At 69.9% G+C, this 23,566-nt stretch carries 21 protein-coding genes and 1 pseudogene; 12 read left to right on the forward strand and 10 right to left on the reverse strand.

Annotation, left to right across the window (positions count from 1 at the left end; genetic code table 11):
* Window positions 1–17 precede the first annotated feature (17 nt).
* From rsmG to mnmE, 3 genes are all read right to left on the reverse strand, one after another.
* The gene (rsmG, locus tag A6302_RS02275; protein WP_245293873.1) at window positions 18–620 is read right to left on the reverse strand and encodes a 16S rRNA (guanine(527)-N(7))-methyltransferase RsmG; all 603 of its coding nucleotides are present in this window, start codon (window positions 618–620) and stop codon (window positions 18–20) included.
* Window positions 621–666: 46 nt separating this feature from the next.
* Window positions 667–2,577 carry a tRNA uridine-5-carboxymethylaminomethyl(34) synthesis enzyme MnmG gene (gene mnmG / locus A6302_RS02280; protein ID WP_069305684.1) on the reverse strand — a complete coding sequence of 637 codons (1,911 nt, stop codon included), beginning with the start codon at window positions 2,575–2,577 and terminating at the stop codon, window positions 667–669.
* Between the two features lie 320 nt (window positions 2,578–2,897).
* Window positions 2,898–4,181 (reverse strand): tRNA uridine-5-carboxymethylaminomethyl(34) synthesis GTPase MnmE, encoded by a 1,284-nt coding sequence (gene mnmE, locus A6302_RS02285; RefSeq protein ID WP_342586197.1) that lies wholly within the window; start codon window positions 4,179–4,181, stop codon window positions 2,898–2,900.
* Between the two features lie 170 nt (window positions 4,182–4,351).
* On the opposite strand from mnmE, the gene A6302_RS02290 reads away from it, so the two are divergent.
* Window positions 4,352–6,379, forward strand: a complete 2,028-nt coding sequence (locus A6302_RS02290) for a thioredoxin domain-containing protein (RefSeq protein WP_210183244.1) — start codon at window positions 4,352–4,354, stop codon at window positions 6,377–6,379.
* A gap of 118 nt (window positions 6,380–6,497) precedes the next feature.
* On the opposite strand, the gene rho is transcribed toward A6302_RS02290, so the two are convergent.
* From rho to hemE, 3 genes are all read right to left on the reverse strand, one after another.
* Window positions 6,498–7,763 (reverse strand): transcription termination factor Rho, encoded by a 1,266-nt coding sequence (gene rho / locus A6302_RS02295; RefSeq protein ID WP_069305687.1) that lies wholly within the window; start codon window positions 7,761–7,763, stop codon window positions 6,498–6,500.
* 357 nt (window positions 7,764–8,120) lie between these two features.
* Window positions 8,121–8,543, reverse strand: coding sequence for a protoporphyrinogen oxidase HemJ (hemJ, locus tag A6302_RS02300; RefSeq protein ID WP_069305688.1), 423 nt, complete (start codon window positions 8,541–8,543; stop codon window positions 8,121–8,123).
* A gap of 66 nt (window positions 8,544–8,609) precedes the next feature.
* The gene (gene hemE / locus A6302_RS02305) at window positions 8,610–9,650 is read right to left on the reverse strand and encodes a uroporphyrinogen decarboxylase (RefSeq protein ID WP_069305689.1); all 1,041 of its coding nucleotides are present in this window, start codon (window positions 9,648–9,650) and stop codon (window positions 8,610–8,612) included.
* Between the two features lie 569 nt (window positions 9,651–10,219).
* Between hemE and A6302_RS02310 the strand changes: the two are divergent.
* The 5 genes and pseudogenes from A6302_RS02310 to dnaQ all read left to right on the forward strand — a co-directional run bounded on the left by A6302_RS02310 (window position 10,220) and on the right by dnaQ (window position 13,994).
* Window positions 10,220–11,067 (forward strand): annotated as a pseudogene (locus A6302_RS02310) (pyruvate, water dikinase regulatory protein).
* Window positions 11,068–11,107: 40 nt separating this feature from the next.
* The gene (locus A6302_RS02315) at window positions 11,108–11,704 is read left to right on the forward strand and encodes a Maf-like protein (protein WP_069305690.1); all 597 of its coding nucleotides are present in this window, start codon (window positions 11,108–11,110) and stop codon (window positions 11,702–11,704) included.
* Window positions 11,701–12,543, forward strand: a complete 843-nt coding sequence (locus A6302_RS02320) for a shikimate dehydrogenase (RefSeq protein ID WP_069305691.1) — start codon at window positions 11,701–11,703, stop codon at window positions 12,541–12,543. Before A6302_RS02315 ends, A6302_RS02320 begins: the two co-directional genes overlap by 4 nt.
* Window positions 12,540–13,178 carry a dephospho-CoA kinase gene (coaE, locus tag A6302_RS02325; RefSeq protein WP_069305692.1) on the forward strand — a complete coding sequence of 213 codons (639 nt, stop codon included), beginning with the start codon at window positions 12,540–12,542 and terminating at the stop codon, window positions 13,176–13,178. Before A6302_RS02320 ends, coaE begins: the two co-directional genes overlap by 4 nt.
* A gap of 99 nt (window positions 13,179–13,277) precedes the next feature.
* On the forward strand, window positions 13,278–13,994 hold the full coding sequence (dnaQ, locus tag A6302_RS02330) for a DNA polymerase III subunit epsilon (protein ID WP_069305693.1): 717 nt from the start codon (window positions 13,278–13,280) through the stop codon (window positions 13,992–13,994).
* A gap of 87 nt (window positions 13,995–14,081) precedes the next feature.
* Here dnaQ and secB read toward each other — a convergent pair whose 3' ends face one another.
* Window positions 14,082–14,585, reverse strand: coding sequence for a protein-export chaperone SecB (secB, locus tag A6302_RS02335; protein ID WP_069305710.1), 504 nt, complete (start codon window positions 14,583–14,585; stop codon window positions 14,082–14,084).
* Window positions 14,586–14,738: 153 nt separating this feature from the next.
* Here secB and A6302_RS02340 point away from each other — a divergent pair, with 153 nt between their 5' ends.
* Window positions 14,739–15,695, forward strand: a complete 957-nt coding sequence (locus A6302_RS02340) for a glutaminase (protein ID WP_069305694.1) — start codon at window positions 14,739–14,741, stop codon at window positions 15,693–15,695.
* A 7-nt stretch (window positions 15,696–15,702) separates the two neighbouring features.
* On the opposite strand, the gene A6302_RS02345 is transcribed toward A6302_RS02340, so the two are convergent.
* The 3 genes from A6302_RS02345 to A6302_RS02355 form a co-directional block, all read right to left on the reverse strand.
* Window positions 15,703–16,893 (reverse strand): low temperature requirement protein A, encoded by a 1,191-nt coding sequence (locus tag A6302_RS02345; protein ID WP_069305695.1) that lies wholly within the window; start codon window positions 16,891–16,893, stop codon window positions 15,703–15,705.
* A 157-nt stretch (window positions 16,894–17,050) separates the two neighbouring features.
* Complete coding sequence (locus A6302_RS02350; RefSeq protein WP_069305696.1) at window positions 17,051–17,878, reverse strand: TrmH family RNA methyltransferase; 828 nt, start codon at window positions 17,876–17,878, stop codon at window positions 17,051–17,053.
* Window positions 17,875–18,714, reverse strand: a complete 840-nt coding sequence (locus tag A6302_RS02355; protein ID WP_069305697.1) for a class I SAM-dependent methyltransferase — start codon at window positions 18,712–18,714, stop codon at window positions 17,875–17,877. The genes A6302_RS02350 and A6302_RS02355 overlap by 4 nt, the downstream gene beginning before the upstream one ends.
* A 725-nt stretch (window positions 18,715–19,439) precedes the next feature.
* Between A6302_RS02355 and tsaB the strand changes: the two genes are divergently transcribed.
* The 5 genes from tsaB to miaB all read left to right on the forward strand — a co-directional run bounded on the left by tsaB (window position 19,440) and on the right by miaB (window position 23,537).
* A complete protein-coding gene (gene tsaB / locus A6302_RS02360) occupies window positions 19,440–20,129 on the forward strand; it encodes a tRNA (adenosine(37)-N6)-threonylcarbamoyltransferase complex dimerization subunit type 1 TsaB (protein WP_069305698.1) in 690 nt (229 codons plus the stop codon).
* Window positions 20,129–20,617, forward strand: coding sequence for a GNAT family N-acetyltransferase (locus A6302_RS02365; RefSeq protein WP_069305699.1), 489 nt, complete (start codon window positions 20,129–20,131; stop codon window positions 20,615–20,617). Before tsaB ends, A6302_RS02365 begins: the two co-directional genes overlap by 1 nt.
* Window positions 20,618–20,709: 92 nt before the next feature.
* Complete coding sequence (locus tag A6302_RS02370) at window positions 20,710–21,171, forward strand: Fur family transcriptional regulator (RefSeq protein WP_069305700.1); 462 nt, start codon at window positions 20,710–20,712, stop codon at window positions 21,169–21,171.
* Complete coding sequence (gene olsA / locus A6302_RS02375) at window positions 21,168–22,034, forward strand: lyso-ornithine lipid O-acyltransferase (RefSeq protein WP_069305701.1); 867 nt, start codon at window positions 21,168–21,170, stop codon at window positions 22,032–22,034. Before A6302_RS02370 ends, olsA begins: the two co-directional genes overlap by 4 nt.
* 45 nt (window positions 22,035–22,079) lie before the next feature.
* Window positions 22,080–23,537: a tRNA (N6-isopentenyl adenosine(37)-C2)-methylthiotransferase MiaB gene (gene miaB / locus A6302_RS02380; protein WP_425349105.1), complete on the forward strand. Its 1,458-nt coding sequence runs from the start codon at window positions 22,080–22,082 to the stop codon at window positions 23,535–23,537.
* Window positions 23,538–23,566 lie beyond the last annotated feature (29 nt).

The following is a 23,566-nucleotide window of genomic DNA, read 5'->3' on the forward strand; positions in this document are numbered from 1 at the left end:
TGATCGACGCGGCGAGTCTAGCACCGGAAGGCAACGTTGCGCAGAACGACGATGCGACCGGCCGGATCGATCCTGCTTCGATGTTCTACCAGATCGAAAGCCCAAGATTGAGTGGTCTCGGCAAGTTCGGACGCAAAATCTTGTCCTTTGTGGAAAACACCGGCGGCACCGGCCTCCAGCAGAGGTCGGGTCAGGGCCAGCAGTTTCGGCAACGGGGCCAGCGCCCGGGCCGACACGGCCTCGATTCGGACGAGCCCCGGCGCGGTTCGTTGCATGAACGATTCGATCCGGTCGTCGTGGACGGTGACCGGCAAGGCCAGTTCCCGCGCGACCGTACGCAGGAAGGCCGCCTTGCGGCCGTTGCTCTCGACGAGATGCACCGCGGCGCCGTCCTCGTCGGCGATCAGCGTAGCAGTGACGAGCCCGGGGAAGCCAGCGCCGGACCCGACATCGACCCAGCGCCGCGCGTCGGGCAGGGCGGCGAGTGCCTGGGCGCTGTCGGCCACATGCCGGCTCCACAACTCGCCGAGGGCCGCAGGGGCCACCAGATTCTTGGCGGTCTGCCATTTGCGCACGAGGGCGACATAGGCGTGCAGCCGTTCCTCGGCCCGCGGCGTCAATGGCCAGATGCGGCGAGAGCGGCCGGGCTGTCGGGAAGACCGGGGCTCACGCGGCCCCCTTGGCGGCGATCGCCGCCGCATCCGCCGGGACCTTCGGGCGCTTGCGTGCGTGGGCGAGCAGCAGGGTCAGAGCCGCCGGCGTCATGCCGTCGATCCGCGACGCCTGCCCGAGGGTCGCCGGCCGCACGGCCTCCAGCCGCTGGCGCGCCTCGTTGGAGAGGCCGTTGACGGCGCCATAGTCGAGATCCGGATCGAGCCCGAGGTCCTCGTCGCGGCGGAAGGCGGCGATGTCGGCCTCCTGGCGGTGCAGGTAGACCGCATAGAGCGCCTCGGTCTCCAGTTGCTCGGCGGTGCGCGCCGGCAGCGCACCAAGCTCCGGCCAGATCGCCGCCAGACGCGCAAGCGCGATGTCCGGATAGGAGAGGAGATCGTAGGCCGAGCGGCGCACGCCGTCCTGATTGAGCGCGAGCCCCTTCGACGCCGCCTCGGAGGGCGTCAGCTGCCGGCCGCGGGCGATCTCCCGCGCCGCATCGAGGGCGACCATGTCGGCCTCGAAGGCGGCGGCCCGCGCGGAGCCGACGAGCCCCCAGGCCACGCCCTGCCGGGTCAACCGCTGATCGGCGTTGTCGGCGCGCAGCGACAGCCGGTATTCGGCGCGCGAGGTGAACATGCGGTAGGGCTCGCTCACGCCGCGGGTGACGAGGTCGTCGATCATCACCCCGAGATAGGCCGCCGACCGGTCGACGATGACCGGCTCGGCCGCGCCGGCGCGGCGGGCGGCGTTCAGACCCGCAAGGAGGCCCTGCGCGGCCGCCTCCTCGTAGCCGGTCGTGCCGTTGATCTGGCCGGCGAGAAACAGGCCGGGCATCTTCTTGGCTTCCAGCGTCGCGAACAGCTCGCGGGGGTCGATGTGGTCGTATTCGATCGCATAGCCCGGCTGCAGGATCTCGACCCGCTCCAGACCCGGAATGGTGGCGAGCAGCGCCCGCTGCGCATCCTCGGGCAGCGAGGTGGAGATGCCGTTGGGATAGACGGTGGCATCGTCCAGCCCCTCGGGCTCCAGGAAGATCTGGTGCCCGTCGCGGTCGCCGAAGCGGACGATCTTGTCCTCGATCGAGGGACAGTAGCGCGGGCCCCGGCTTTCGATCCGGCCGGAGTACATCGCCGAGCGCGACAGGTTGTCCCGGATCACCCGGTGGGTCTCCGGCGTCGTCCGGGTGATGTGGCAGGGCACCTGACGCGTGGTGATCGCGGTGGTCAGCGTCGAGAAGGGCGTCGGCGGATCGTCGCCCTCCTGCACCTCCAGCGCCGCCCAGTCGATGGTCCGGCCGTCGAGGCGCGGCGGCGTGCCGGTCTTGAGCCGGCCGAGGCCGAGGCCGAGTCGCGCCAGCGTCGCCGACAGCCCGAGCGCCGGCGCCTCGCCGACGCGGCCGGCCGGCGTGGTAACGTCGCCGATGTGGATCAGGCCGCGCAGGAAGGTGCCGGTGGTCAGCACCGCCGCGCCGCAGCCGATCCGCCGTCCGTCGGAGAGCCGCACAGCGGTGATCCGGCCCTCGACGATCTCGATGTCGTCGACCTCGCCTTCGACCACGGACAGCCCGTCGATCGCGGCGATCTCCGCCTGCATTGCCTCCCGGTAAAGCCGGCGGTCGGCCTGGGCGCGGGGGCCGCGCACGGCCGGTCCCTTGCGCCGGTTGAGCAGGCGAAACTGGATGCCGGCCCGGTCCGCGACGCGGCCCATCAGCCCGTCGAGCGCATCGACCTCACGGACAAGGTGACCCTTGCCGAGACCGCCGATCGCCGGATTGCAGGACATCACGCCGATGGTCGCAGAACGGTGGGTGACGAGAAGTGTCCGCGCCCCCACGCGGGCGGCGGCTGCGGCCGCCTCGCAGCCGGCATGGCCGCCGCCGATGACGACGACGTCGCAGGAAGAAGGGGAGGGACGATCGGCCATGAAATCACGCTTGCGAAGAGGATGCCGTGATGGGGGCGGAGCGAGGCTCCGGTGCGCCGCGTCGGCTTGCGCACGTTCTAGCCGATCGACGCCAGGCGGTCAAAAGACCGCGCCGCACAGGCAGGCGCAGGCGGTTTCAGCCGGGGGCGATTCGATGCCTGCTTCACGTGAAACATTCCGCCTCCGAATCGGAGGTTGAACTTGCGACTCATTCCGGCACGCTCCGGTTATCCCCAGCCTGTGGAGTGTTTCACGTGAAACATCCACAGGCCAGATCCGCCGTTGCGGTCCCGAAAGGGCACAGGCAGCCTGACATCCGTTCACTTGCCGATGCAGAAGCTCGAAAAGATTTCCCCCAGGATATCCTCAACCCCGACGCGCCCGGTCAGGCTGGCCAGAGCATCCGTGCCCCGGCGCAGATGCTCGGCCCGGATCTCCAGGGGGAGGTCGTCGCCCCCGGCGCTGACAAGGGCCGCTTGCAGTCGCTCCAGGCAGAGGCGCTGCCGCGCGCGTGTGACGAGGGCGGGCGTGGTCGGGGCCAGCGAAAGGAGATGCGCGGTCAGCGCACCGAGCAGCGTGTCGATACCGGCCCCTGTGGCGGCCGAAAGCTGGAACGCCGGCCCGGATGTGCCGTCCGGGCTCCCGGCGGCCTGCGACGCAGACGCCGCGATCCGGTCGATCTTGGTCTGGACGCACCACACCGGCGGCCCGGCACTCACAATATCGTCGGGCGGGGCGCGGCCCGTCTCGTCGAGCCACAGCACGAGATCGGCCGTCCCGGCCCGCCGCCGGGTGCGGCGGATGCCTTCCGCTTCCACGACCTCGTCGGTCTCGCGCAGGCCCGCCGTGTCTATCAGCGTCAGCGGCAGGCCGCCGAGATCGAGATGGACCTCCAGGGTGTCGCGGGTCGTGCCCGGCACGTCGGTGACGATCGCCACGTCGCGGCGGCTCAGCGTGTTGAGCAGGGTCGACTTGCCGGCGTTGGGCGGCCCCAGCAGCGCCACCTCGAAGCCGTCGCGGATCCGTTCGCCATGGGCGGACGCCGCAAGCACCTCGGACACCTGCCGTTCGACGGCGGCAACGAGATCGCCGACCTCGGCCGCGACGCTGTCCGGCACATCGTCCTCGTCGGCAAAGTCGAGATCCGCCTCGACCAGCGCCCGCGCCCGCAGCAACTGGTCCCGCCAGCCGGCGGCGCGCTCTGACAGACCGCCGTCCATCTGGCGCAGCGCCTGGCGGCGCTGCGCATCGGTCTCGGCGGAGATGAGATCGGCGACGCCTTCCACCTCGGTCAGGTCCAGCCGGCCGTTGTCGAAGGCGCGGCGGGTAAATTCGCCCGGCTCCGCCATGCGCCAGCCGGGCAAGGCATCGAGGCAGCGCAGCAGCGCGGCGACCACCGCCCGGCTGCCGTGACACTGGAACTCGGCGCAGTCCTCGCCGGTGTAGCTCGCGGGACCGGGCAGGAAGATCACGATCGCCTGGTCGATCAGGCTGCCGTCCGCCGGATCGCGCAGCGACCGCAGGCTGGCGCGACGCGGCGCAGGCAGACCACCCGCGATGCTTTCGAGGCCGAATCGAATGCCGGGGCCACTGGCCCGGATCACCGCCACGCCGGCCGCGGCCGCCCGGAGGAGAGGGCATGGATCGTGTGGTGCAGGGTGTCTGGGAACATCAACTCTTCCCGGTGGCTTCTATCCTCGGAGGGTCGAAGGGCTTAGCCTTCGGCCGACCTTCGATGCCACGCCCGCCCGCGAAAGAAAACAGGACGCCGCCAATGACCAATCGCCTTCGCGACGAGACGAGCCCCTACCTGCTGCAGCATGCCGACAATCCGGTCGACTGGTGGCCCTGGGGGCCGGAGGCGCTCGCCCATGCGTCGGAGACGGGAAAGCCGATCCTGCTCTCCGTCGGTTATGCCGCCTGCCACTGGTGCCACGTGATGGCACACGAGAGTTTCGAGGATGACGAGATCGCCGCGCTGATGAACCGGCTGTTCGTCAATGTGAAGGTCGACCGCGAGGAGCGGCCGGACATCGACCAGATCTACATGTCGGCCCTGCAGGCGCTGGGCGTCCATGGCGGCTGGCCGATGACCATGTTCCTGACCCCCGACGGCGTGCCCTTCTGGGGTGGCACCTATTTTCCGAAGACCTCCCGCTACGGCCAGCCGGCCTTCGCCGACATTCTCAACGGCGTGGCGGCGAGCCTGGCGCAGCGGCCGGACCAGGTGGCCGAGAACCGCAAGGCGCTGATGGCCCATCTGTCGCGCCGCGACGACAAGGGTCCGCTCGGACTCGACGGCTCCGTGCTGGATCTCGCAACCGACAAGCTGCTGTCGATCATGGACCCGATCAACGGCGGCTTCCGCGGCGCGCCGAAGTTCCCGCAGGCGCCGGTCCTCGACCTGATGCTGCGCAGCTTCGCCCGGCGCCGCGATCCCGGCTTCCTCGACACCGTGCTTCTCACGCTGGAGCGGATCGCCAACGGCGGCATCTACGACCATCTCGGCGGCGGCTTCTCCCGCTACTCGGTCGACGACCGCTGGCTGGTGCCGCATTTCGAGAAGATGCTCTACGACAATGGCCAGTTGCTCGGCCTCTTCGCCCGCGCCTATGCGGCGACGGGATCCAGTCTGTTTCGCCGCCGAATCGAGGAGACGGTGACCTGGCTGGGCCGCGAGATGCTGCTGCCCGAGGGCGCGTTTGCCGCCAGCCTCGACGCCGACACCGAGGGCGAGGAAGGCCGTGTCTATGTCTGGAGCCGCGCCGAGATCGTGACCGAACTCGGCCCCCAGGCCGATCAGTTCGCCGCCGTCTACGACGTGACCGAGGCCGGCAACTGGGAAGGGGTCAACGTCCTCAACCGGCTGCAGCCGTCGACGATCCCCGTCGACGAGGACCAGCTGGCGCGCCTGCGCATGGCGCTGCTGACCGCGCGGATGCGGCGCGTTCAGCCCGGCCGCGACGACAAGATCCTCGCCGACTGGAACGCGCTGGCGATCTCCGGGCTTGCCATCGCCGCCATCGCCCTGCGCCGCGACGACTGGCTCGACCTGGCAATCACCGCCTATCGCGGCATCACCGCCACGATGGCGCGGGACGGAAGGCTCGGCCACAGCGCCCGCGGCGGCCGTCTCGTCTTCCCCGGCATGGCCACCGACCATGCCGCCATGGCGGTTGCCGCGCTCGATCTCCACCAGGCGACCTTCGATCCGCTGTGGCTGGAAGAGGCAGCGCGCTGGCTCGACGCGCTCGATCGCCATCACCGCGACGAGAACGGGCTCTACTTCATGTCGGCCGACGATGCGCCGGGGCTGATCGTCCGGCCGCGGTCGATCCTCGACGAGGCGACGCCCAATGCCAATGGCCTTGCCGCCGACGCCTCGGTGCGGCTCCATCTCCTCACCGGCGAGGCGCGGCATCTGGATCGGGCCGACGCCATCTTCACCGCCTGCGGCGGGGCGGTGGCCCGCAATGTCGTCGGCACCGCCAGCCTGATGGCCGCCTTCACCCGTAGGCTCGATCTCGCCTCGGTGGTGATCGTCGGCGAAGCGGGACCGGACAGGGAGGCGTTGCTGACAACCGCACGCACGCTCTTTCCCGAAGCGGTTCCTTTCGTCGCCGAATCGACCGAGGCGCTCGGCGCCGGGCATCCCGCCCATGGCAAGACCGCGATCGACGGCCGGCCTGCGGCCTATCTCTGCCGCAGCAGCACCTGCTCGCTGCCGGTGACCACCCCGGAAGACCTGGCGGCGCTCGACGAGGGGCAGGCCGCCGAGGACGCGATCGACGACGCGTCCTGAGGGCTCATCTCCGTCCAGACGGATCGGCATGAAAAGGCCGCCGTCCCTTCCGGGGCGGCGGCTCGTTTCAGGACCGATTCGATGGACCGAGCCGGGCGCGCAGGCGCCCCGACGCCGATCAGGTGTTCATGGAATCGAAGAAGTCGCCGTTGGTCCGGGTCTGCCGCAGCTTGTCGAGCAGGAACTCGGTCGCGTCGGTGGTGCCCATCGGATTGAGGATCCGGCGCAGGACGAAGGTCTTCTTGAGCTTGTCCGGCGGAACCAGCAGGTCTTCCTTGCGGGTGCCCGAGCGCTGAATGTCGATCGAGGGGAACACGCGCTTGTCGGAGATCTTGCGGTCGAGAATGATCTCGGAGTTGCCGGTGCCCTTGAACTCTTCGAAGATCACCTCGTCCATGCGGCTGCCGGTGTCGATCAGCGCGGTGGCGATGATGGTCAGCGAGCCGCCCTGTTCGATGTTGCGCGCCGCGCCGAAGAAGCGCTTGGGCCGCTGCAGGGCGTTGGCGTCGACGCCGCCGGTCAGCACCTTGCCGGACGACGGCACCACCGTGTTGTAGGCGCGGCCGAGGCGGGTGATCGAATCGAGCAGGATGACCACGTCGCGGCCATGCTCGACGAGGCGCTTGGCCTTCTCGATCACCATCTCGGCGACCTGCACGTGCCGGGTGGCCGGCTCGTCGAAGGTGGAGGAGACGACCTCGCCCTTCACCGAGCGCTGCATGTCGGTCACTTCCTCGGGACGTTCGTCGATGAGGAGGACGATCAGGTAGCAGTCGGGATGATTGGTCGTGATCGAATGGGCGATGTTCTGGAGGAGGACGGTCTTGCCGGTGCGCGGCGGGGCGACGATCAGCGCGCGCTGGCCCTTGCCGAGCGGCGCGACGAGATCGATGACCCGCGCCGACATGTCCTTCTGGGTGACGCCCTCGATCTCCATCCGGAAGCGTTCGTCCGGGTAGAGCGGCGTCAGGTTGTCGAAGTGGACCTTGTGGCGCGCCTTGTCCGGGTCCTCGAAATTGACGGTGTTGACCTTCAGCAGCGCGAAATAGCGCTCGCCTTCCTTCGGACTGCGGATCTGGCCCTCGACCGTGTCGCCGGTGCGCAGCGAGAAGCGCCGGATCTGGGAGGGCGAGACGTAGATGTCGTCCGGGCCGGGGAGGTAGTTGGCGTCGGGAGAGCGCAGGAAGCCGAAACCGTCCTGCAGCACCTCGACCACGCCTTCGCCGATGATGTCGACGTCCTGGGCGGCATACTGCTTGAGGATGGCGAACATGAGCTCCTGCTTGCGCATGGTCGAGGCATTCTCGACCTCGAGCTCTTCGGCCACGGTCAGCAGTTCGGTCGGTGTCTTGGATTTGAGATCCTGGAGTTTCATCTCCGGCATAGAAGCGTCGCTCGCGTTTATGTGAAAGGCTGCGGCCGCTCGCGGCCGCACATGATCGGGGGGAAATCTGAAAAGGCCCGGCGGGGAGCCGGTGCAGGGAGCTGGTTTCGCGTCGAACCCGCTACGAGAGGGGAGGCATGAGACCTGGGTCCGACATCCTGCCGGCCGTGGCGCTCCGGATCCGTTTCGCGACCCGGCCGTCTTCGGCTCCGGATGCGAATCGGGTGGCGACCCGTCCGATGTTGAACAGGAACGCTCCTGATATAGTCGTTTCGCCCGACAATCACAAGAGTGCCGCCGAGCCCAGCGATTCCGCGCGGTGTCGCGTCGTCTTCGCCGCGCCTGGCACGACCAGGCTCAGAAGGGTTTCAGCACCACGAGCAGGACGATGGCGATCAGGATCAGCGTCGGCACCTCGTTGGCGATCCGGAAGAAGCGCGCCGGACGCGTGTTGCGGTCGGCGGCGAAATCCTTGAGCCAGCGGCCGCATTTCTCGTGGAAGACGCTCATCGCCACCACCAGCGCCAGCTTGGCATGGAGCCAGCCGGAGGAGAAGAAGCCGGCCTCGAAGGCCACCCACAGGCCGAAGATCCAGGTGGCGATCATCGCCGGCCGCATGATCGCCTTGAACAGCCGCCGCTCCATCACCTTGAAGGTTTCCGACAGCTCGGACCCCGCCGCCGCATCGGCATGGTAGACGAACAGCCGCGGCAGGTAGAACAGCCCCGCCATCCAGGCGATCACCGACAGGATGTGCAACGCCTTCAGCCATTCGTACATGATCGGATCTCGCGGTTCGGCAGGCGGGGAGGGGTGGAGGCGTTACGGTGTCACGGCGTTCGGAAATCAGGCGCCGCCGGTGCGCTCCCGCACGCGGCGGATCATCCGCGCGACATTCTCGACCGGGGCTTCGGGCGTGATGCCGTGGCCGAGGTTGAACACGAACGGCCCGCCGGCCAGCGCGTCCACGACGAGATCCACCGCCCGGTCGAGCGCCTCGCCGCCGATCACCACCCGCAGCGGATCGACGTTGCCCTGCACCGCGCAGAGCGGCTGCACCGCGTCACGGGCAAAATCGAGCGGCACCGACCAGTCCATGCCGACGGCGGTCACCCCCGTCGCCCTCACATAGGCCGGCAGCCGGGCGCCGGCGCCCTTGGGAAAGCCGATGATCCGCGCGCCGGGCACCTTCGCGCGCACGCCCTCGACGATGCGCCGCATCGGCTCCACGGCAAAGGCGGCAAAGCCCTCCTCGTCGAGGGGGCCGGCCCAGCTGTCGAACACCTGCACCGCGTCGGCGCCCGCCTCGAACTGCGCGACGAGATAGAGGATCGAGGCTTCGGTCAGCCGGTCGATCAGGGTGGTGAAATTCTCGCGCTCCAGCAGCGCCGCCCGTCGCGCCGGGCCCTGGTCGGGCGTACCCCGTCCCGCCACCATGTAGGTCGCCACGGTCCAGGGCGCCCCGCAGAAGCCGAGCAGCGTGGTCTCGGCGGGCAGGGCCGCCCGGATGCGCGACACCGCCTCGAAGACCGGCTGCAGGCCCGGGACGACCTGTGCGGAATCGAGATCGGCCGCCTCTTCCAGGGCCATCGGATCGAGCCGCGGGCCTTCGCCCTCCACGAAGCGCACCTTGCGGCCGAGCGCATCGGGAATGACGAGGATGTCGGAGAACAGGATCGCTGCATCAAAGCCGAAACGGCGGATCGGCTGGAGCGTGACCTCGGTGGCGAGCTCCGGATTGTAGCAGAGATCGAGAAAGCCACCGGCCTTCGCCCGGGTTGCCCGATACTCCGGGAGATAGCGTCCCGCCTGACGCATCATCCAGATCGGAGGGACGGTGCTCGTTCGTCCGTCGAGAACCTCGAGCATCTTGCGTGTCGGTGCCATCGTCGCGCTCCGTCCTCCCTCACTTCAAAAAGAGAGAATCTTATTTGAAAGAGATCTGTAGTTTCTGTTAGGGGGCTGGATATCAGGGATTGCCGTCCGTCCACAATGGCCGCGCCCGCCGCCGGCCCGGCAGGGACGTGGTGGAGAAAAAGGCGGGACTTGTCGACAGACGGGGATGCGGGGACCGCTTTCGCAGCGATTCCAACGACCTGACGCCGCCGCGCATCGGTGAGTGCCTGTGGATGATCCGGGGAGAAGTCCGGCGCCGGCCACGGGTTTACGAAGTCTTCATCTTTTCCACCGGGGGTCCGGGGACGGAAGGCCGTCGTCTGCCCTGTGGACGGAATCCGGGGTTTCCCACAGGGCGATCGGGGGCCGGGTCCGGGGTCCGAAGTTATCGACTCCCCGGCCGCCGCTGTGGACAAACGGCGGGAGAGCCGCCCGCCTCGACATCCAACCCGTTGCCGGTGATACTCTTTTCGGCCGGCTCCGCGCGGGGAGGCCACCGCCTTCCGGCGACCATCCGGTCGGCGGGGACATCGGCGGCGACGTCGATAGGGGCAGGACGCATGGCGGACGGAAAGACCTATTTCCACATCCATCTCATCTCCGACTCCACCGGCGAGACCCTGCTCACGGTGGCCCGCGCCGTGGCGGCGCGCTACGACGACATCGCCGCGATCGAGCATGTCTATCCGCTGGTGCGCACGCCCGGCATCTGGAGCGGGTGATCGAGGACATCGAGGCGGCGCCCGGCATCGTGCTCTACACCATCGTCGACCGCGAGCTCTGCGCCCGGCTGGAGACCGCCTGCAAGGCCGCGGCGCTGCCGGTGGTCTCGGTGCTCGATCCGGTGGTGGAGGTGTTCCACGGCTATCTCAACCTGCCGGCCACCATGCGCGTCGGCGGCCAGCATGTGCTCGACGCCGGCTACTTCGACCGGATCGAGGCGCTGAACTACACCATGGCCCATGACGACGGCCAGCTGCCCGAGGACATCGAGACCGCCGACGTGGTGATCATCGGCATCAGCCGCACCTCGAAGACGCCGACCAGCATGTATCTGGCGATCCGCGGCCTGAAGGTCACCAATCTGCCGCTGGTGCCGGGCATGGCCTTGCCCGACGCGGTGACGAAGGCGCGCCGGCCGCTGATCGTCGGCCTGATCGCCAGCGCCGAGAGCATCCTCCACATCCGCCAGAACCGGCTTCTGGCGCTTGGCGCCGCCAGCCAGCCCTCGACCTATGTCGACCGGGCCGCGATCGCGCGCGAGGTGGCGCAGTCGCGGCGGCTGTTCGTGGAGCAGGGCTGGCCGGTGATCGACGTGACGCGGCGTTCGATCGAGGAAACCGCCGCGGCGATCCTTGCGCTTCACCATCAACACCGCTACGGCAAGGACACCGTGCCGATCTCCTGACGCCGCCCTCAATGACGCGCCGCGACCGGACCCTGAACCCATGACCCGACTGATTCTCGCCTCCGGCAGCGCCACCCGCGCCTCGCTCCTGACGCAAGCCGGCCTGATCTTCGAGCGGCGCGCGCCGGATGTGGACGAGCGCACCATCGAGGCGACGCTGGAAGGAACCGGCGCCGGGCCCGACGACGTGGCCCAGGTGCTCGCCGACGTGAAGGCCAGCGAGGTCAGCCGCCTTCATCCCGAGGCGCTGGTGATCGGCGCCGACCAGACCCTGTCGCTGGACGGCGTGCGTTTCCACAAGCCGGCCGATCTTGCCGCCGCCCGCCAGCAGCTGCTCGACCTGTCGGGGCGGATCCACACCCTGAGTTCGGCGGTGGCCTGCGCCCGCGGCGGCGAGGTGGTCTGGCGCCATGTCTCGCAGGCCCATCTCACCATGCGGCCGTTCGGTCCGGCCTTCGTGCGCCACTATCTGTCGATCGTGGGCGAACGGGCGCTGACCAGCGTCGGTGCCTACCAGCTGGAAGGCATGGGCATCCAGCTGTTCGAGGAGATCGACGGCGACTATTTCACGATCCTCGGCCTGCCGCTGCTGCCGCTGCTCGGCCGGCTGCGCGAGGAAGGGATCCTCGAACCATGACCGGACCGCTCCGCGCCGGGGTGGTCGGCTGGCCCGTCGCCCATTCCCGCTCGCCGCTGATCCACGGCCACTGGCTGGCCCGCCACGGCATCGACGGCCGCTACGACCGGATTCCGGTCGCCCCCGACGCGATCGGCACCTTCCTTGCCGGCCTCAAGGCCTCCGGCCTGCGCGGCGCCAACGTCACCATTCCGCACAAGGAGGCAGCCTTCCTTGCTGCCGAGGTGGCCGATCCGGTCGCGAGCTTCCTCCGGGCCGCCAACACGCTGTGGCTGGAGGACGGCCGGCTTCACGCCGCCAATACCGACGTCCACGGCTTCCTCGCCAATCTCGACGACCGCGCGCCCGGCTGGGACGCAGCCGGCGGCGCGGCGCTGGTGCTCGGCGCCGGCGGCGCGGCGCGGGCGATCGTCTACGGTCTTGCCCGGCGGGGGTTCGCGCCGATCCGTCTCGTCAACCGCACCCGCGACCGCGCCGAGGCGATCGCCGGGCTGTTCCCGGGCAAGGTAACGGTGCATGGCTGGGACGAGGTGTCGCAGCTCGTCGGCGAGGCCCGCCTCGTCGTCAACACCACCTCGCTCGGCATGAAGGGCGAACCGCCGCTCGACATCGATTTCTCCGGGGCCCGCGCTGATCTGCTCGTCACCGATGCGGTCTACGTGCCGCTGGATACGCCGCTGATCCTCGCCGCAAGGGCGCAGGGCCTCGCCACCGTCGACGGTCTCGGCATGCTGCTGCATCAGGCGGTGCCGGGCTTCGAGCGCTGGTTCGGCGTGCGTCCGGAGGTGACCCCGGAGCTTCGAGAAATGATTCTCGCCGATCTCGGGGCGGCACCGTGATCGTGCTCGGCCTCACCGGCTCGATCGGCATGGGCAAGACCACCACGGCCGACATGTTCCGCGCCGCCGGCGTGCCGGTCCACGACGCGGATGCCGCGGTGCACCGGCTCTACGCCGGTCCGCTCGCCGCCGCGATCGAGGCGCGCTTTCCCGGAACGACGGTGGACGGCGCCGTCGACCGGGCGCGTCTTTCGGCCGCCGTGGTCGGAAATCCGGCGGCGCTCGCCGACCTGGAGGCCCTGGTCCACCCGGCCGTGCGGGCGGAGGAGGCGGCCTTTCTCGACGCGGCAAGGGTCCGGGGCGAAACGGTGGTCGTCCTCGATGTGCCGCTGCTGTTCGAGACCGGACGGGCCGGCGATGTCGACGCGGTGGTGGTGGTCAGCGCGCCGGCCGAGGTCCAGCGCCAGCGCGTGCTGGCCCGCCCCGGCATGACCGAGGAAAAATTCTCGGCGATCCTCGCCCGCCAGCTTCCCGATGCCGACAAGCGCGCGGCCGCCGACTTCCTCGTCGAGAGCGGCGACGGCCTCGAGCGCGCCCGCGCCGATGTCCTGCGCGTGCTGCAGGCGGTGCGGTCCGGCGCGGTGCGCCCGAAGCGCACGCCGGCGGGGAATGTGGGGACAGCGGACGGGCACTGACCTGCCGCCGTTGCCGGCGCTGGCCGCGGCTGGCAAGGTCGGCCCGAAATCCGTTTGCCGGCAAGGACGCGGGCACACGTCAGGCAGGACCGGGATCCGATGCAGCGCGAAATCGTCCTCGACACCGAGACCACCGGCCTCGACCCGAAGACCGGCGACCGGCTGGTCGAGATCGGCGCGGTCGAGATCGTCAACCGCTTCCCGACCGGCAAGACCTTCCACGTCTACATCAACCCGGATCGCTCGGTGCCGGTCGAGGCCTTCAACGTCCACGGCCTGTCCGACGAGTTCCTCGCCGACAAGCCGCGGTTCGAGGACATCGCCGACGACTTCGTCGCCTTCATCGCCGGCGCGCAGCTGGTGATCCACAACGCCCAGTTCGACATGGGCTTCATCAACATGGAGCTGAAGCGCTCGGGCCGGCCGACGGTGGCGCCGGACCTGGTGCTCGACACGCTGGCGCTCGCCCGCCGCAAGCATCCGGGCTCGCCGGCCAGCCTCGACGCGCTCTGCGCGCGCTACGGCATCGACAACTCCCGCCGCACCCGCCACGGCGCGCTGCTCGACAGCGAGCTTCTGGCCGAGGTCTACATCGAGCTGCTCGGCGGCCGGCAGGCCGATCTCGGACTTTCCACCGCCGCGGCCACCGCCGCACGGGCCGCCGCCGCCAGCGGCATTGCCCGCCCCCGCCCGGTCCCGCTCGCCCCCCGCCTCACCGCGGTGGACCTTGCCGCCCACGCCGGCTTCGTGGCGACCCTTGGTGACAAGGCGCTGTGGAACCAGTGGCTTGCGCCGGACACCCCGGCGGCCGAGTGATTGTTTCCCGCAGGCGGAACGCAAAAAAGGCGGCGGCTCATCGGGAGCCGCCGCCTGTTGCATGTCATCCACCCGTGACGGCTGGGATCAGTTGGCCGGGCCCTGCTGCTGCTGGGCCTGAGCCTGGGCGGCCATCCGCTGGATATACTGCTGGTAGAGCGCCACGAAATCGATCGGATCGATCATCAGCGGCATGAAGCCGCCGTTGCGGGTGGCGTCGGCGATGATCTGCCGGGCGAAGGGGAACAGCAGGCGCGGGCATTCGATCATCACGAAGGCATGCAGGTGCTGCTCGGGCACGTTCTGGATGCGGAACACGCCGCCATAGGTGAGGTCGGCGACGAAGACGACCTCCTCGCCATGGCTGGCCCTGGCCTCGAGCTTGAGGTCGACCTCGAACTCCCCGGCAGCGCGCGCCCGCGGGATCACGTTGACGTTGACGTTGATCGAGGGCGCCTTGTCGCGGGCGACGAGGCTCTGCGGCGCGCGCGGGTTCTCGAAGGAGAAGTCCTTGATATACTGCGCGGCGACGTTGAGGGACGGCTGGGCCTGCGGCGTGGACGGCGTGGAGTCTGGCGCGACGGAGCTCATCTGGTCATTCATCCTGAAGCGACGATAGGGATCGGGTCGCCCCCACATCTGGTCAACGCGGCGACGGTCGGTCGGATGACGGGGCTAACACGGGGCGCGCGTGCTATCAAGACAAGGGTCTTGTGCACCTGCGGGGAGGGGGAAAGGGACACGATGCCGGACGGGTCGAAACAGGCGGGAACGGCGGATCTCGGCCAGGTGGTGGCGGACATTGCCGCGGAGATGGCGGCGCGGACCGATCGAGGCGAGGTCGCCACCTACATTCCGCAGCTGGCGCGGGTCGATCCCGCGCGCTTCGGCCTGTGCGTGACCACCCGCGACGGCACCGTCCACACCGGCGGCGACGCGGACGTGCCCTTCTCGATCCAGAGCATCTCCAAGGTGTTCACGCTGACGATCGCCCTCGGCCTCGTCGGCGACGCCCTGTGGCGCAAGGTCGGGCGCGAGCCGTCCGGCGATCCGTTCAACTCGATCGTCCAGCTCGAGCACGAGCACGGCAAGCCGCGCAATCCCTTCATCAACGCCGGGGCGATCGCCGTCACCGACGCGATCCTTGCCGGCCACCAGCCACGCGAGACCCTCGGCGAGATCCTGCGCTTCATGCGCCATCTGGCCGACGACGAGACGATCTCGATCGACGAGGATGTCGCCCGCTCCGAGAAGGCGACGGGCTTCCGCAATGCCGCGCTCGCCAATTTCATGCGCGCCCACGGCGTCGTCGAGAATCCGGTCGAGCACACGCTCGGCGTCTATTTCCACCACTGCGCCATCGCCATGACCTGCCGCCAGCTGGCCATGGCCAGCCGGTTCCTCGCCTTCGGCGGCCGCGACCCGGCGAGCGGCCATTCGATCGTCTCGGCCGAGCGCGCCCGGCGCATCAACGCATTGATGCTGACCTGCGGCCACTATGACGGCTCGGGCGACTTCGCCTTCCGCGTCGGCCTTCCGGGCAAGAGCGGCGTCGGCGGCGGCATCATCGCGGTCGTGCCGAATGTCGCTTCGATCGCGGTCTGGTCGCCGGGCCTCGACAAGGTCGGCAACTCGCGGCTCGGCACGATCGCGCTGGAGCGGCTGGCGCGGGCGATGGGCTGGTCGATCTTCGGCTCCTGACGCCGGATCACGTCTCTTCCAGCGGCGGCGCCCGCCCGAGGGCAACCTGTTCCCAGATCGCGACGACGCCGAGCACGGCGACGCTGAGCGCGGCGAGCGCCAGCGTCGGCAGGACGAGCGCGAGGGGAACGAGCCCCAGCATCAGCGCGAGACCCACCACGTGGGAGCGCGGCAGCCGGTCGGTCGTCACCCGCTTGAACAGGGTCACGCCGGTGAGGAACAGCAACGGACCGCCGATCACCGCCGCGGCGATCGCCGTGTCGCCCGGCTGGTCCGGATGGGTCAGCAGGAACTCGTCGGCTGCGGCCGTCAGCACCAGGCCGGCGACGATGATGATGTGGTCGTAGGTGTAGGCGAGGCGGGCGATCTGCCCGGTGTCGCGCGTCTGGGCAAGGATGCGGCTCGCCTGGCCGGAGCCGACATTGAAATACACCGCCCACATGGCGACGCTGCCGAGGAAGGCGACGAGGAAGCTCGTGGCGTTGGCGAGGGTCCAGTCCATGTCGGAAAAGTTGGTGCCGGTGACGAGGATCGATTCGCCGAGCGCGATGATCAGGAACAGGCCGCAGCGCTCGGCCATGTGCCCGCCTTCCACGTCCCAGTCGCTGGTCTCCGAGCGCCCGAGGCCCGGCACGGGGAAGCCGATCGCGGGCGAGAGATATTCGGTGGCGATCGCCGCGATCCACAAGCCGAGGCGTACCTCGCCCTCCGCGACGCCGCCGGCGATCCACAGGCCGCCGGAAAAGGCGAGCCACCAGGTCATCCGTCGGAAATTGCGGTGGTTGACCGGGTGGTCGCGGCGCATCGACCAGGCGGTGAACAGCGAGCGACCGACCTGCATCGCCGCGTAGGCGATGGCAAACGCGAGCCCCTTCTCGCCGAAGGCGTCCGGGATCGAGGTGGAAAGCACCAGCCCGGCGAGCATCAGCAGGAACAGCATGGCCCGGACCGGGCCGCTGTCGGGGTCGAGCCAGTTGGTGACCCAGGTGGTGTAGACCCAGACCCACCAGACCGCGAGCAGCAGGATCGCCGTTTCCAGCGCGCCCAGAAGCGTGAAATGCGCCAGGAGGCGGTGCGAGAGCTGGGTGAGGGCGAAGACGAAGACGAGATCGAAGAACAGCTCGACGAAGCTGACCTTGTGATGCTTGTGCGCCACCCGCGCCCGCAGCCAGTAGGCCTTGTGCTTCTGCTCACCCATCCCCGCCTCCCGATCTCCGCCGCGGAAGGAGACGCCTTCGTCAGCGGAATGTTCCCTCAGGCGGGCCGATCGGGCAGATTGAAGGCGTTTTGTCGCCGAAAACGTCAAGATCGGCGGCGTCGGGAGACCGTGCCGGCGCGCGCGGGGGCCCCTGGCCTCACACGGTCAGGACATCGCGGCGCAACTCGTAGAGCATGATGCCGGTGGCGATGGCGAGGTTGAGGCTGTCGGCGCGCCCGGCCATCGGGATCTTCGCCCGCACGTCGCAGGCCTCCGCCAGCCGGGGGGGCAGGCCCGACTGCTCGTTGCCCATCAGCAGGATCGTCGGCTCGGACGAGGCGAGGGTGCGGTAGTCGTGGGTGGCGGAAAGATGGGTCCCGACCAGCCGGGCCGGGGAGCGGGCCGCAAAGCCGAGGAAGGCCTCCACCGAGGCGCGCACCAGCGGCACATGGAACAGCGAGCCCATGGTGGCGCGCACCGTCTCGAAGGAAAACGGGTCGCAGGTGTCGCCGACGAGGATCACGCCGCGGGCGCCGACCGAATCGACGGTGCGGATCACCGTGCCGAGATTGCCGGGATCCTTCACGCCTTCAAGCGCCACCCAGACGTCGTTGGCCGCCAGGGTCACCTTGTCGAGCGGCATCAGCTTCTGGCGGAACACGCCGACCACCATCTGCGGATTCTCCCGCTTCGTGATCTTGCCGAGGATCGCCTCGGTGACCTCCAGCACCGTGCCGCCGCGCGCCTTGACCGAGGCCGCCGCCCGCAGCACCCGCTCCTGGTCGCGCGCCGCGCCGGCGTAGCAGATCGTGTCGACCGGCCAGTGCTCCTCCAGCGCGTCGGTGACGAGCTTCAGCCCCTCGCCGATGAACAGGCCGGTCTCGTCGCGGTGCTTCTTCATCTGCAGCGCGCGCAGGTTCTTGACCTGCGGATTGGACAGGCTCGTCACCTGGTGGACGGTGCCGGCGGCGACGGGGTCGGTCATGGGGCACTCCAGCGGGTGAACATCGAGGTGGAGAGGGCGCGGCCGGTGCCGCCGTCGGCCAGGGTCTCGCGCAGCACCAGTTCGCCGGACTCGAGCCTGCCGGGCAGGTCGCCGAACAGATCGCCCATCAGTTCGTGGCCGGCGAGGAACGAGGCACGGATCGAATAGGCGGTCAGGATCACGAAGGACGGGTCGGGCGACAGCAGGCTGCGGCAGAGGTCCAGCATGTGCGGCAGGTCGTCGAACAGGTTCCACACCTCGCCGTCCGGCCCGCGGCCGAATTTCGGCGGATCGAGGAAGATGCCGTCATAGACGCTGCCGCGGCGGATCTCGCGCTCGCAGAATTTCACCGCGTCATCGCAGATCCATCGGATCGGTGCCGAATCGAGCCCGGACAAGAGCTGGTTCTCCCGCGCCCAGGCGATCGCCTTCTTCGAGGCATCCACATGGGTGACCTCGGCGCCGGCCTTCGCCGCCAGCAGCGAGGCAAGGCCGGTGTAGCCGAAGAGGTTCAGCACCCGCAGCGGCCGGCGGGCCGCGGCGATCCGTTCGGCCGCCCAGTCCCAGTGGACCTTCTGCTCGGGAAAGATGCCGACATGGCGGAAGGCCGTGAGGCGGCACAGGAAGTCGGTGCCGGAGACGGACATCTGCCAGCTCTCGCCGAGGCTCGGCGCGTGGCGCCAGCGGCCCGGGCCCTCCTCGTCGACGTCGCCGGTGAAGACGGCGCCGGCCGCCGCCCACTCGGCCGCCGGCCGGCGCCGGGCCCCCATCGCCTGCGGTTCGGGCCGCACGGTGACGAGGTCGCCGTAGCGCTCCAGCTTCTCGCCCTCGCCCATGTCGAGCAGCGCATACTGGTCCCAGCCGGAGGTCTCCAGCAGGGTGCCGAGTGTTTCACGTGAAATGCGCGGCCCGCGCGGCCGGGGCGGCGGACGCTTCGGCGCCGGGGCGGCCGACGCTTCATCAGCCCGCGCGGCCGGCCGGCCTCCGGTTTAGAAGCCGGAGATTTTCCCGTGTCGGATCGAGGTCCCGCCTTCGGGATGCGGGGACCGCCGCCACGGGAGGCGCCGCCCCGCGGCGCGTCGTCGGCCCGGCGGGTGTCGCCATGGGACTCAGCGCCGGACGGTCTGGCACCGAACGGCTTGCCGCCGGAGGGCCTTGCGTCAGAGGATTTGCCACCGGAGGATTTTCCGACGGGCGACTTGCCACCAGTTGACCTGCCAGCGGACGGCTTGCCGGCAGACGGCTTGCCCCCGGTCTTCCGGCCGGAGGGCGACGTGTCGGACGGCGGCGGGCGGCGGGCCAAGGGCGTCTCCGGACGGGATGCGGGTGGACAGGACGGCGGGCAACGGGCCCCATCCGCTGCGGCCGATCGCCCGCACCCTATAGCGTGCGGCCGGCGCGAGGAAAAGCGCGCCGCCGGCCCCGGCGCAGAATGCTGCGCGCAACGGCGCCTTTTTGCCCGATCAGGCCATCGTCGCGGACATGGGCCGGCGACTGTTTCGCCGCCGATTCGATCGGCTGCGCTCTCGACAGCCGGCGCCGGTGGAAGTATTGCCGAAGAATGCGGATTCTTGCTCTCGATACGTCGCTCGATCTCTGTCAGGTCGCCTTCGTCGCCGCCTCCGGACGGGCGGTGCTGCGCTCCGAACCGCTGGCGCGCGGCCACGGCGAGCGACTGTTCGCGATGATCGCCGAGGTGCTGGACGAGGCGGGGGTCACGCTGGCCGACGTCGACCGATTCGCCGTCACCACCGGCCCCGGCAGCTTCACCGGCATCCGCATCGGCCTTGCCGCCGCCCGCGGCTTCGGCCTCGCCCTCAAGCGTCCCGTGGTCGGCATCGGCACGCTGGCGGCGCTGGCGCGCTCCTTCGAGGACCGCCCGTCCGGTCCGGTCGTCTCCGTGGTCGATGCGCGCAAGGGCGAGGTCTACATGGCGGTCCACGCCGCGGGGGGCATGGAAATGGTCGCGCCCTTCGTTGCGACCGCGGAGGTGGCGCTGGCGCATGTGCCGCCGGACACCGCGCTGCTGATCGGCAGCGGCGCGCCGCTGCTGGTGCATGCGGCCACCTGCGCCGGCCAGCGCGTGCCCCCGCATCTGGCACGGTCCGGACCGGACGTTCTGGCGCTCGCCCGGCTCGGCCTTGCCGCGCCGGCGCCGGCCCGCCCGCCGGCGCCGGTCTACGTCCGTCCGCCCGACGCAAAGCCGTCCCGCCGCCCGTCACTGCTCGCCGCCCTGGAGTTCGACCGCTGATGTTTCCCTGGTACGACCCCTTCCCGGTCCTGATCGAGCCGGCCGACCTTGGCGAGGCCGACGAACTTGCCGAGATCCACGCGACCGGCTTTCACCGCGGCTGGAGCCCGCCCGAGGTGGAGGCGCTGCTGGTGCAGGACCGGATGATCGCGCTCGTCGGCCGGCGCGGCTCGCTGTTCGGCTCGCGCCGCCCGGTCGGCTTCGTGCTGGTGCGCAAGGCCGGCGACGAGGCGGAGGTGCTGACACTGGTGGTCTCGCCGCACCATCGCCGGCGCGGCATCGCCGCACGGCTGATGGACGAGGCGATGCGCCGGCTTTACGCCGAGCGGGTGCGCTCGCTGTTCCTGGAGGTCGATGAGGGCAATGCCGCCGCGATCGGCCTCTACCGCCGCCTCGGCTTTCGCGAGGTCGGCCGCCGCGACAACTACTACGCCCGCAGCGGCGGGCCGGCCGGCGGCGCGCTTGTCATGCGTGCCGACATAAGCTAACCGGGACCGGGTCCGGTCCCCCCGGAACCCATCCATGACTTTCTGTCCGGCGTCGGTCGCGCCGGCTGACCCAAGCCTCGGGACCCGTGGTGATGAACGAATTGGCGGGACGTCAGCTTGAGGAGCAATGCGCCGCCAAGGGCATGCGCATGACGGAACAGCGCCGTGTCATCGCCCGGGTTCTCGGCGCCGCCACCGACCATCCCGACGTGGAGGAGGTCTATCGCCGCGCCTCGGCGATCGACGGCAACATCTCGATCTCCACGGTCTACCGCACCGTCAAGCTGTTCGAGGACGCGGGCATCATCGCCCGCCATGATTTCCGCGACGGCCGCTCGCGCTACGAGACCGTGCCCGACGAGCACCACGACCATCTGATCGACCTGCGCAGCGGCGAGGTGATCGAATTCCGCAGCGAGGAGATCGAGGGCCTGCAGGAGCTGATCGCCCGCCGCCTGGGCTACCGCCTCGTCGACCATCGGCTCGAACTCTACGCCGTACCGCTCGACGCCGACGAGACCCCCTCGCCGGGCCGGGGCGCGCGCAGCGAATGAGCGGCCTGCGCGACCGGGGCAACCTGCTGCCGGCCGCCAAGCTCGCGCTGCTCGTCGTCGGCACCCTGCCGTTCGTGCCCTTGCAGATGCTGGCGGTGCGCCGCGGCTGGGCCCTCTCCCGCCGCCTGCCGCTCGTCTGGCACCGGGTCGCAGCCCGCCTGCTCGGGGTCCGGATCACGGTGCGCGGCGCCCCGGCGGCGGAGCGCCCGCTGCTGATCTGCGCCAACCATGTCTCCTGGCTCGACATCGTCGTGCTGGCCGCGCTGATGCCGGTCTCCTTCGTCGCCAAGTCCGAGGTCGGCACCTGGCCGGTGTTCGGCACGCTGGCGCGGCTGCAGCGCTCGGTCTTCGTCGACCGCCAGCGCCGGTCGGCCACCGCCAGCCAGGCCCGCGACATCGCCGGCCGGCTCGGCGCGGGCGACGCGATCGTGCTGTTTGCGGAAGGCACCTCCAGCGACGGCACGCTGGTGCTGCCCTTCCGCTCAGCCCTCGTTGGCGCCGCCCATGCGGCGCTGGAGGCCGGCGATCATCCCGAGGTGCTGGTCCAGCCGGTGGCGATCGCCTACACCCGCATCCACGGCCTGCCCGCCGGCCTTGCCGGGCGGCTGGAGGTGAGCTGGACCGGCGAGGTCGACCTCGTGCCCCATCTCCTGTTCGTGCTGCGCCAGGCGTCGATCGACGTGTCCGTGCTGTTCGGCACGCCCGTGGTCTTCGGCCGGGGCGGCGATCGCAAGGCGGTGACGCTGGCCGCCGAGCGCGCGGTGCGCCGGATGCTGGCCGGCGAGATCGCCGGTCACGACATTTCGGCGGAAACGTCGGATGGGGCCTCCGGGCCTATTCTCAAAGCGGCCGAAACCGGATAAACCGGACGAAGGTCGTCCCCCGAACGGGCGGCGGCCGAGGATGCCCTGGACGGCAATCCCTCGCGGCGTGAGCCCGCGGCGAGGCGCAGAGGAGAAAGCACCGCACTCGTGACGGCGCAGAAGTCAGTCTACATCAAGACCTACGGGTGTCAGATGAACGTCTACGATTCCGATCGTATGACCGACGCCCTGGTCCCGCTCGGCTACCGCGAGACCGACAGTCTCGACACCGCCGACCTTGTCATCCTCAACACCTGCCACATCCGCGAGAAGGCCGCCGAGAAGGTCTATTCCGAACTCGGGCGCCTGCGCGTGATGAAGGAAGAGCGTGCCCTCGAGGGCCGCGAGATGCTCGTCGGCGTGGCCGGCTGCGTAGCCCAGGCCGAAGGGCAGGAGATCCTGCGCCGCGCGCCCTCGGTCGACATGGTGTTCGGTCCGCAGTCCTATCACCGCCTGCCCGAGATCATGGAGCGCGCCCGCCTCGGCGTCGGCGTTGTCGAGACCGACTTCGACGGCGACGACAAGTTCGAGGTGGTGCCGGCCCCGGCGCGCCAGGCGATCCGCGCCCGCGGCGTCACCGCCTTCCTCACCGTGCAGGAAGGCTGCGACAAGTTCTGCACCTTCTGCGTCGTGCCCTACACCCGCGGCGCCGAGATCTCGCGCCCGGTGGGCAAGGTGCTGGCCGAGGCCGAACGGCTCGCCGCCGCCGGCGTGCGCGAGGTGACGCTGCTCGGCCAGAACGTCAACGGCTACCATGGCGAGGGTCCGGACGGCCGCCCGTGGGGCCTTGGCGACCTTCTGCGCCGCCTTGCCGAGGTGCCGGGTCTCGACCGCCTGCGCTACACCACCAGCCATCCGCGCGACATGGACGCCGACCTGCTCGCCGTCCACCGCGACCTGCCGCAGGTGATGCCCTATCTCCACCTGCCGGTGCAGTCGGGCTCCGACCGCATCCTCGACGCGATGAACCGGCGCCACACCCGCGACGACTACCTGAAGCTGGTCGCCCGCATCCGCGCCGCCCGCCCGGACATCGCCCTGACCAGCGACTTCATCGTCGGCTTCCCGGGCGAGACCGAGGCCGAGTTCGCCGAGACGCTGTCGCTCGTCGAGGAGGTCGGCTTTGCCGCCGCCTACACCTTCAAGTATTCGCCCCGCCCCGGCACCCCGGCGGCGAGCCTCGGCGACCAGGTCGACGAGGCCGTGGGCAGCGAACGGCTGCTTCGGCTCCAGGCGCTGGTCAACCGCCAGCAGCAGGCCTTTTCCGCGTCGATGGTCGGACGCACCCTCGAGGTGCTGTTCGAGAAGCCCGGCCGCTATCCCGGCCAGCTCATCGGCCGCTCTCCTTATCTGCAGTCGGTCGTCGTCGCCGCGGATGCGGCGCGGATCGGCACGATCGCGCGCGTGACGATCGAGGACATCAGGCCCAACAGCCTGATGGGTCATCTCGTCGATGCGCCGGCCGAGGCAGTCGATGTCGCCGGCGCCGGGGGATGGAGTTGACGGGCGAGACCCTGGTGCCTGCCGGACCT

This window comes from Methylobrevis pamukkalensis (assembly GCF_001720135.1).
GTDB classification, from domain to species: domain Bacteria; phylum Pseudomonadota; class Alphaproteobacteria; order Rhizobiales; family Pleomorphomonadaceae; genus Methylobrevis; species Methylobrevis pamukkalensis.

Excerpts from the sequence above, each read along its gene's own strand:
- mnmG (WP_069305684.1), bottom strand. The coding sequence starts at position 2,577 with ATGGCCGATCGTCCCTCCCCTTCTTCCTGCGACGTCGTCGTCATCGGC.
- A6302_RS02290 (WP_210183244.1), top strand. The coding sequence starts at position 4,352 with ATGACCAATCGCCTTCGCGACGAGACGAGCCCCTACCTGCTGCAGCAT.
- rho (WP_069305687.1), bottom strand. The coding sequence starts at position 7,763 with ATGCCGGAGATGAAACTCCAGGATCTCAAATCCAAGACACCGACCGAA.
- hemJ (WP_069305688.1), bottom strand. The coding sequence starts at position 8,543 with ATGTACGAATGGCTGAAGGCGTTGCACATCCTGTCGGTGATCGCCTGG.
- hemE (WP_069305689.1), bottom strand. The coding sequence starts at position 9,650 with ATGGCACCGACACGCAAGATGCTCGAGGTTCTCGACGGACGAACGAGC.
- A6302_RS02315 (WP_069305690.1), top strand. The coding sequence starts at position 11,108 with ATGACCCGACTGATTCTCGCCTCCGGCAGCGCCACCCGCGCCTCGCTC.
- A6302_RS02320 (WP_069305691.1), top strand. The coding sequence starts at position 11,701 with ATGACCGGACCGCTCCGCGCCGGGGTGGTCGGCTGGCCCGTCGCCCAT.
- dnaQ (WP_069305693.1), top strand. The coding sequence starts at position 13,278 with ATGCAGCGCGAAATCGTCCTCGACACCGAGACCACCGGCCTCGACCCG.
- secB (WP_069305710.1), bottom strand. The coding sequence starts at position 14,585 with ATGAGCTCCGTCGCGCCAGACTCCACGCCGTCCACGCCGCAGGCCCAG.
- A6302_RS02340 (WP_069305694.1), top strand. The coding sequence starts at position 14,739 with ATGCCGGACGGGTCGAAACAGGCGGGAACGGCGGATCTCGGCCAGGTG.
- A6302_RS02345 (WP_069305695.1), bottom strand. The coding sequence starts at position 16,893 with ATGGGTGAGCAGAAGCACAAGGCCTACTGGCTGCGGGCGCGGGTGGCG.
- A6302_RS02350 (WP_069305696.1), bottom strand. The coding sequence starts at position 17,878 with ATGACCGACCCCGTCGCCGCCGGCACCGTCCACCAGGTGACGAGCCTG.
- A6302_RS02355 (WP_069305697.1), bottom strand. The coding sequence starts at position 18,714 with ATGGGCGAGGGCGAGAAGCTGGAGCGCTACGGCGACCTCGTCACCGTG.
- tsaB (WP_069305698.1), top strand. The coding sequence starts at position 19,440 with ATGCGGATTCTTGCTCTCGATACGTCGCTCGATCTCTGTCAGGTCGCC.
- A6302_RS02365 (WP_069305699.1), top strand. The coding sequence starts at position 20,129 with ATGTTTCCCTGGTACGACCCCTTCCCGGTCCTGATCGAGCCGGCCGAC.
- A6302_RS02370 (WP_069305700.1), top strand. The coding sequence starts at position 20,710 with ATGAACGAATTGGCGGGACGTCAGCTTGAGGAGCAATGCGCCGCCAAG.
- olsA (WP_069305701.1), top strand. The coding sequence starts at position 21,168 with ATGAGCGGCCTGCGCGACCGGGGCAACCTGCTGCCGGCCGCCAAGCTC.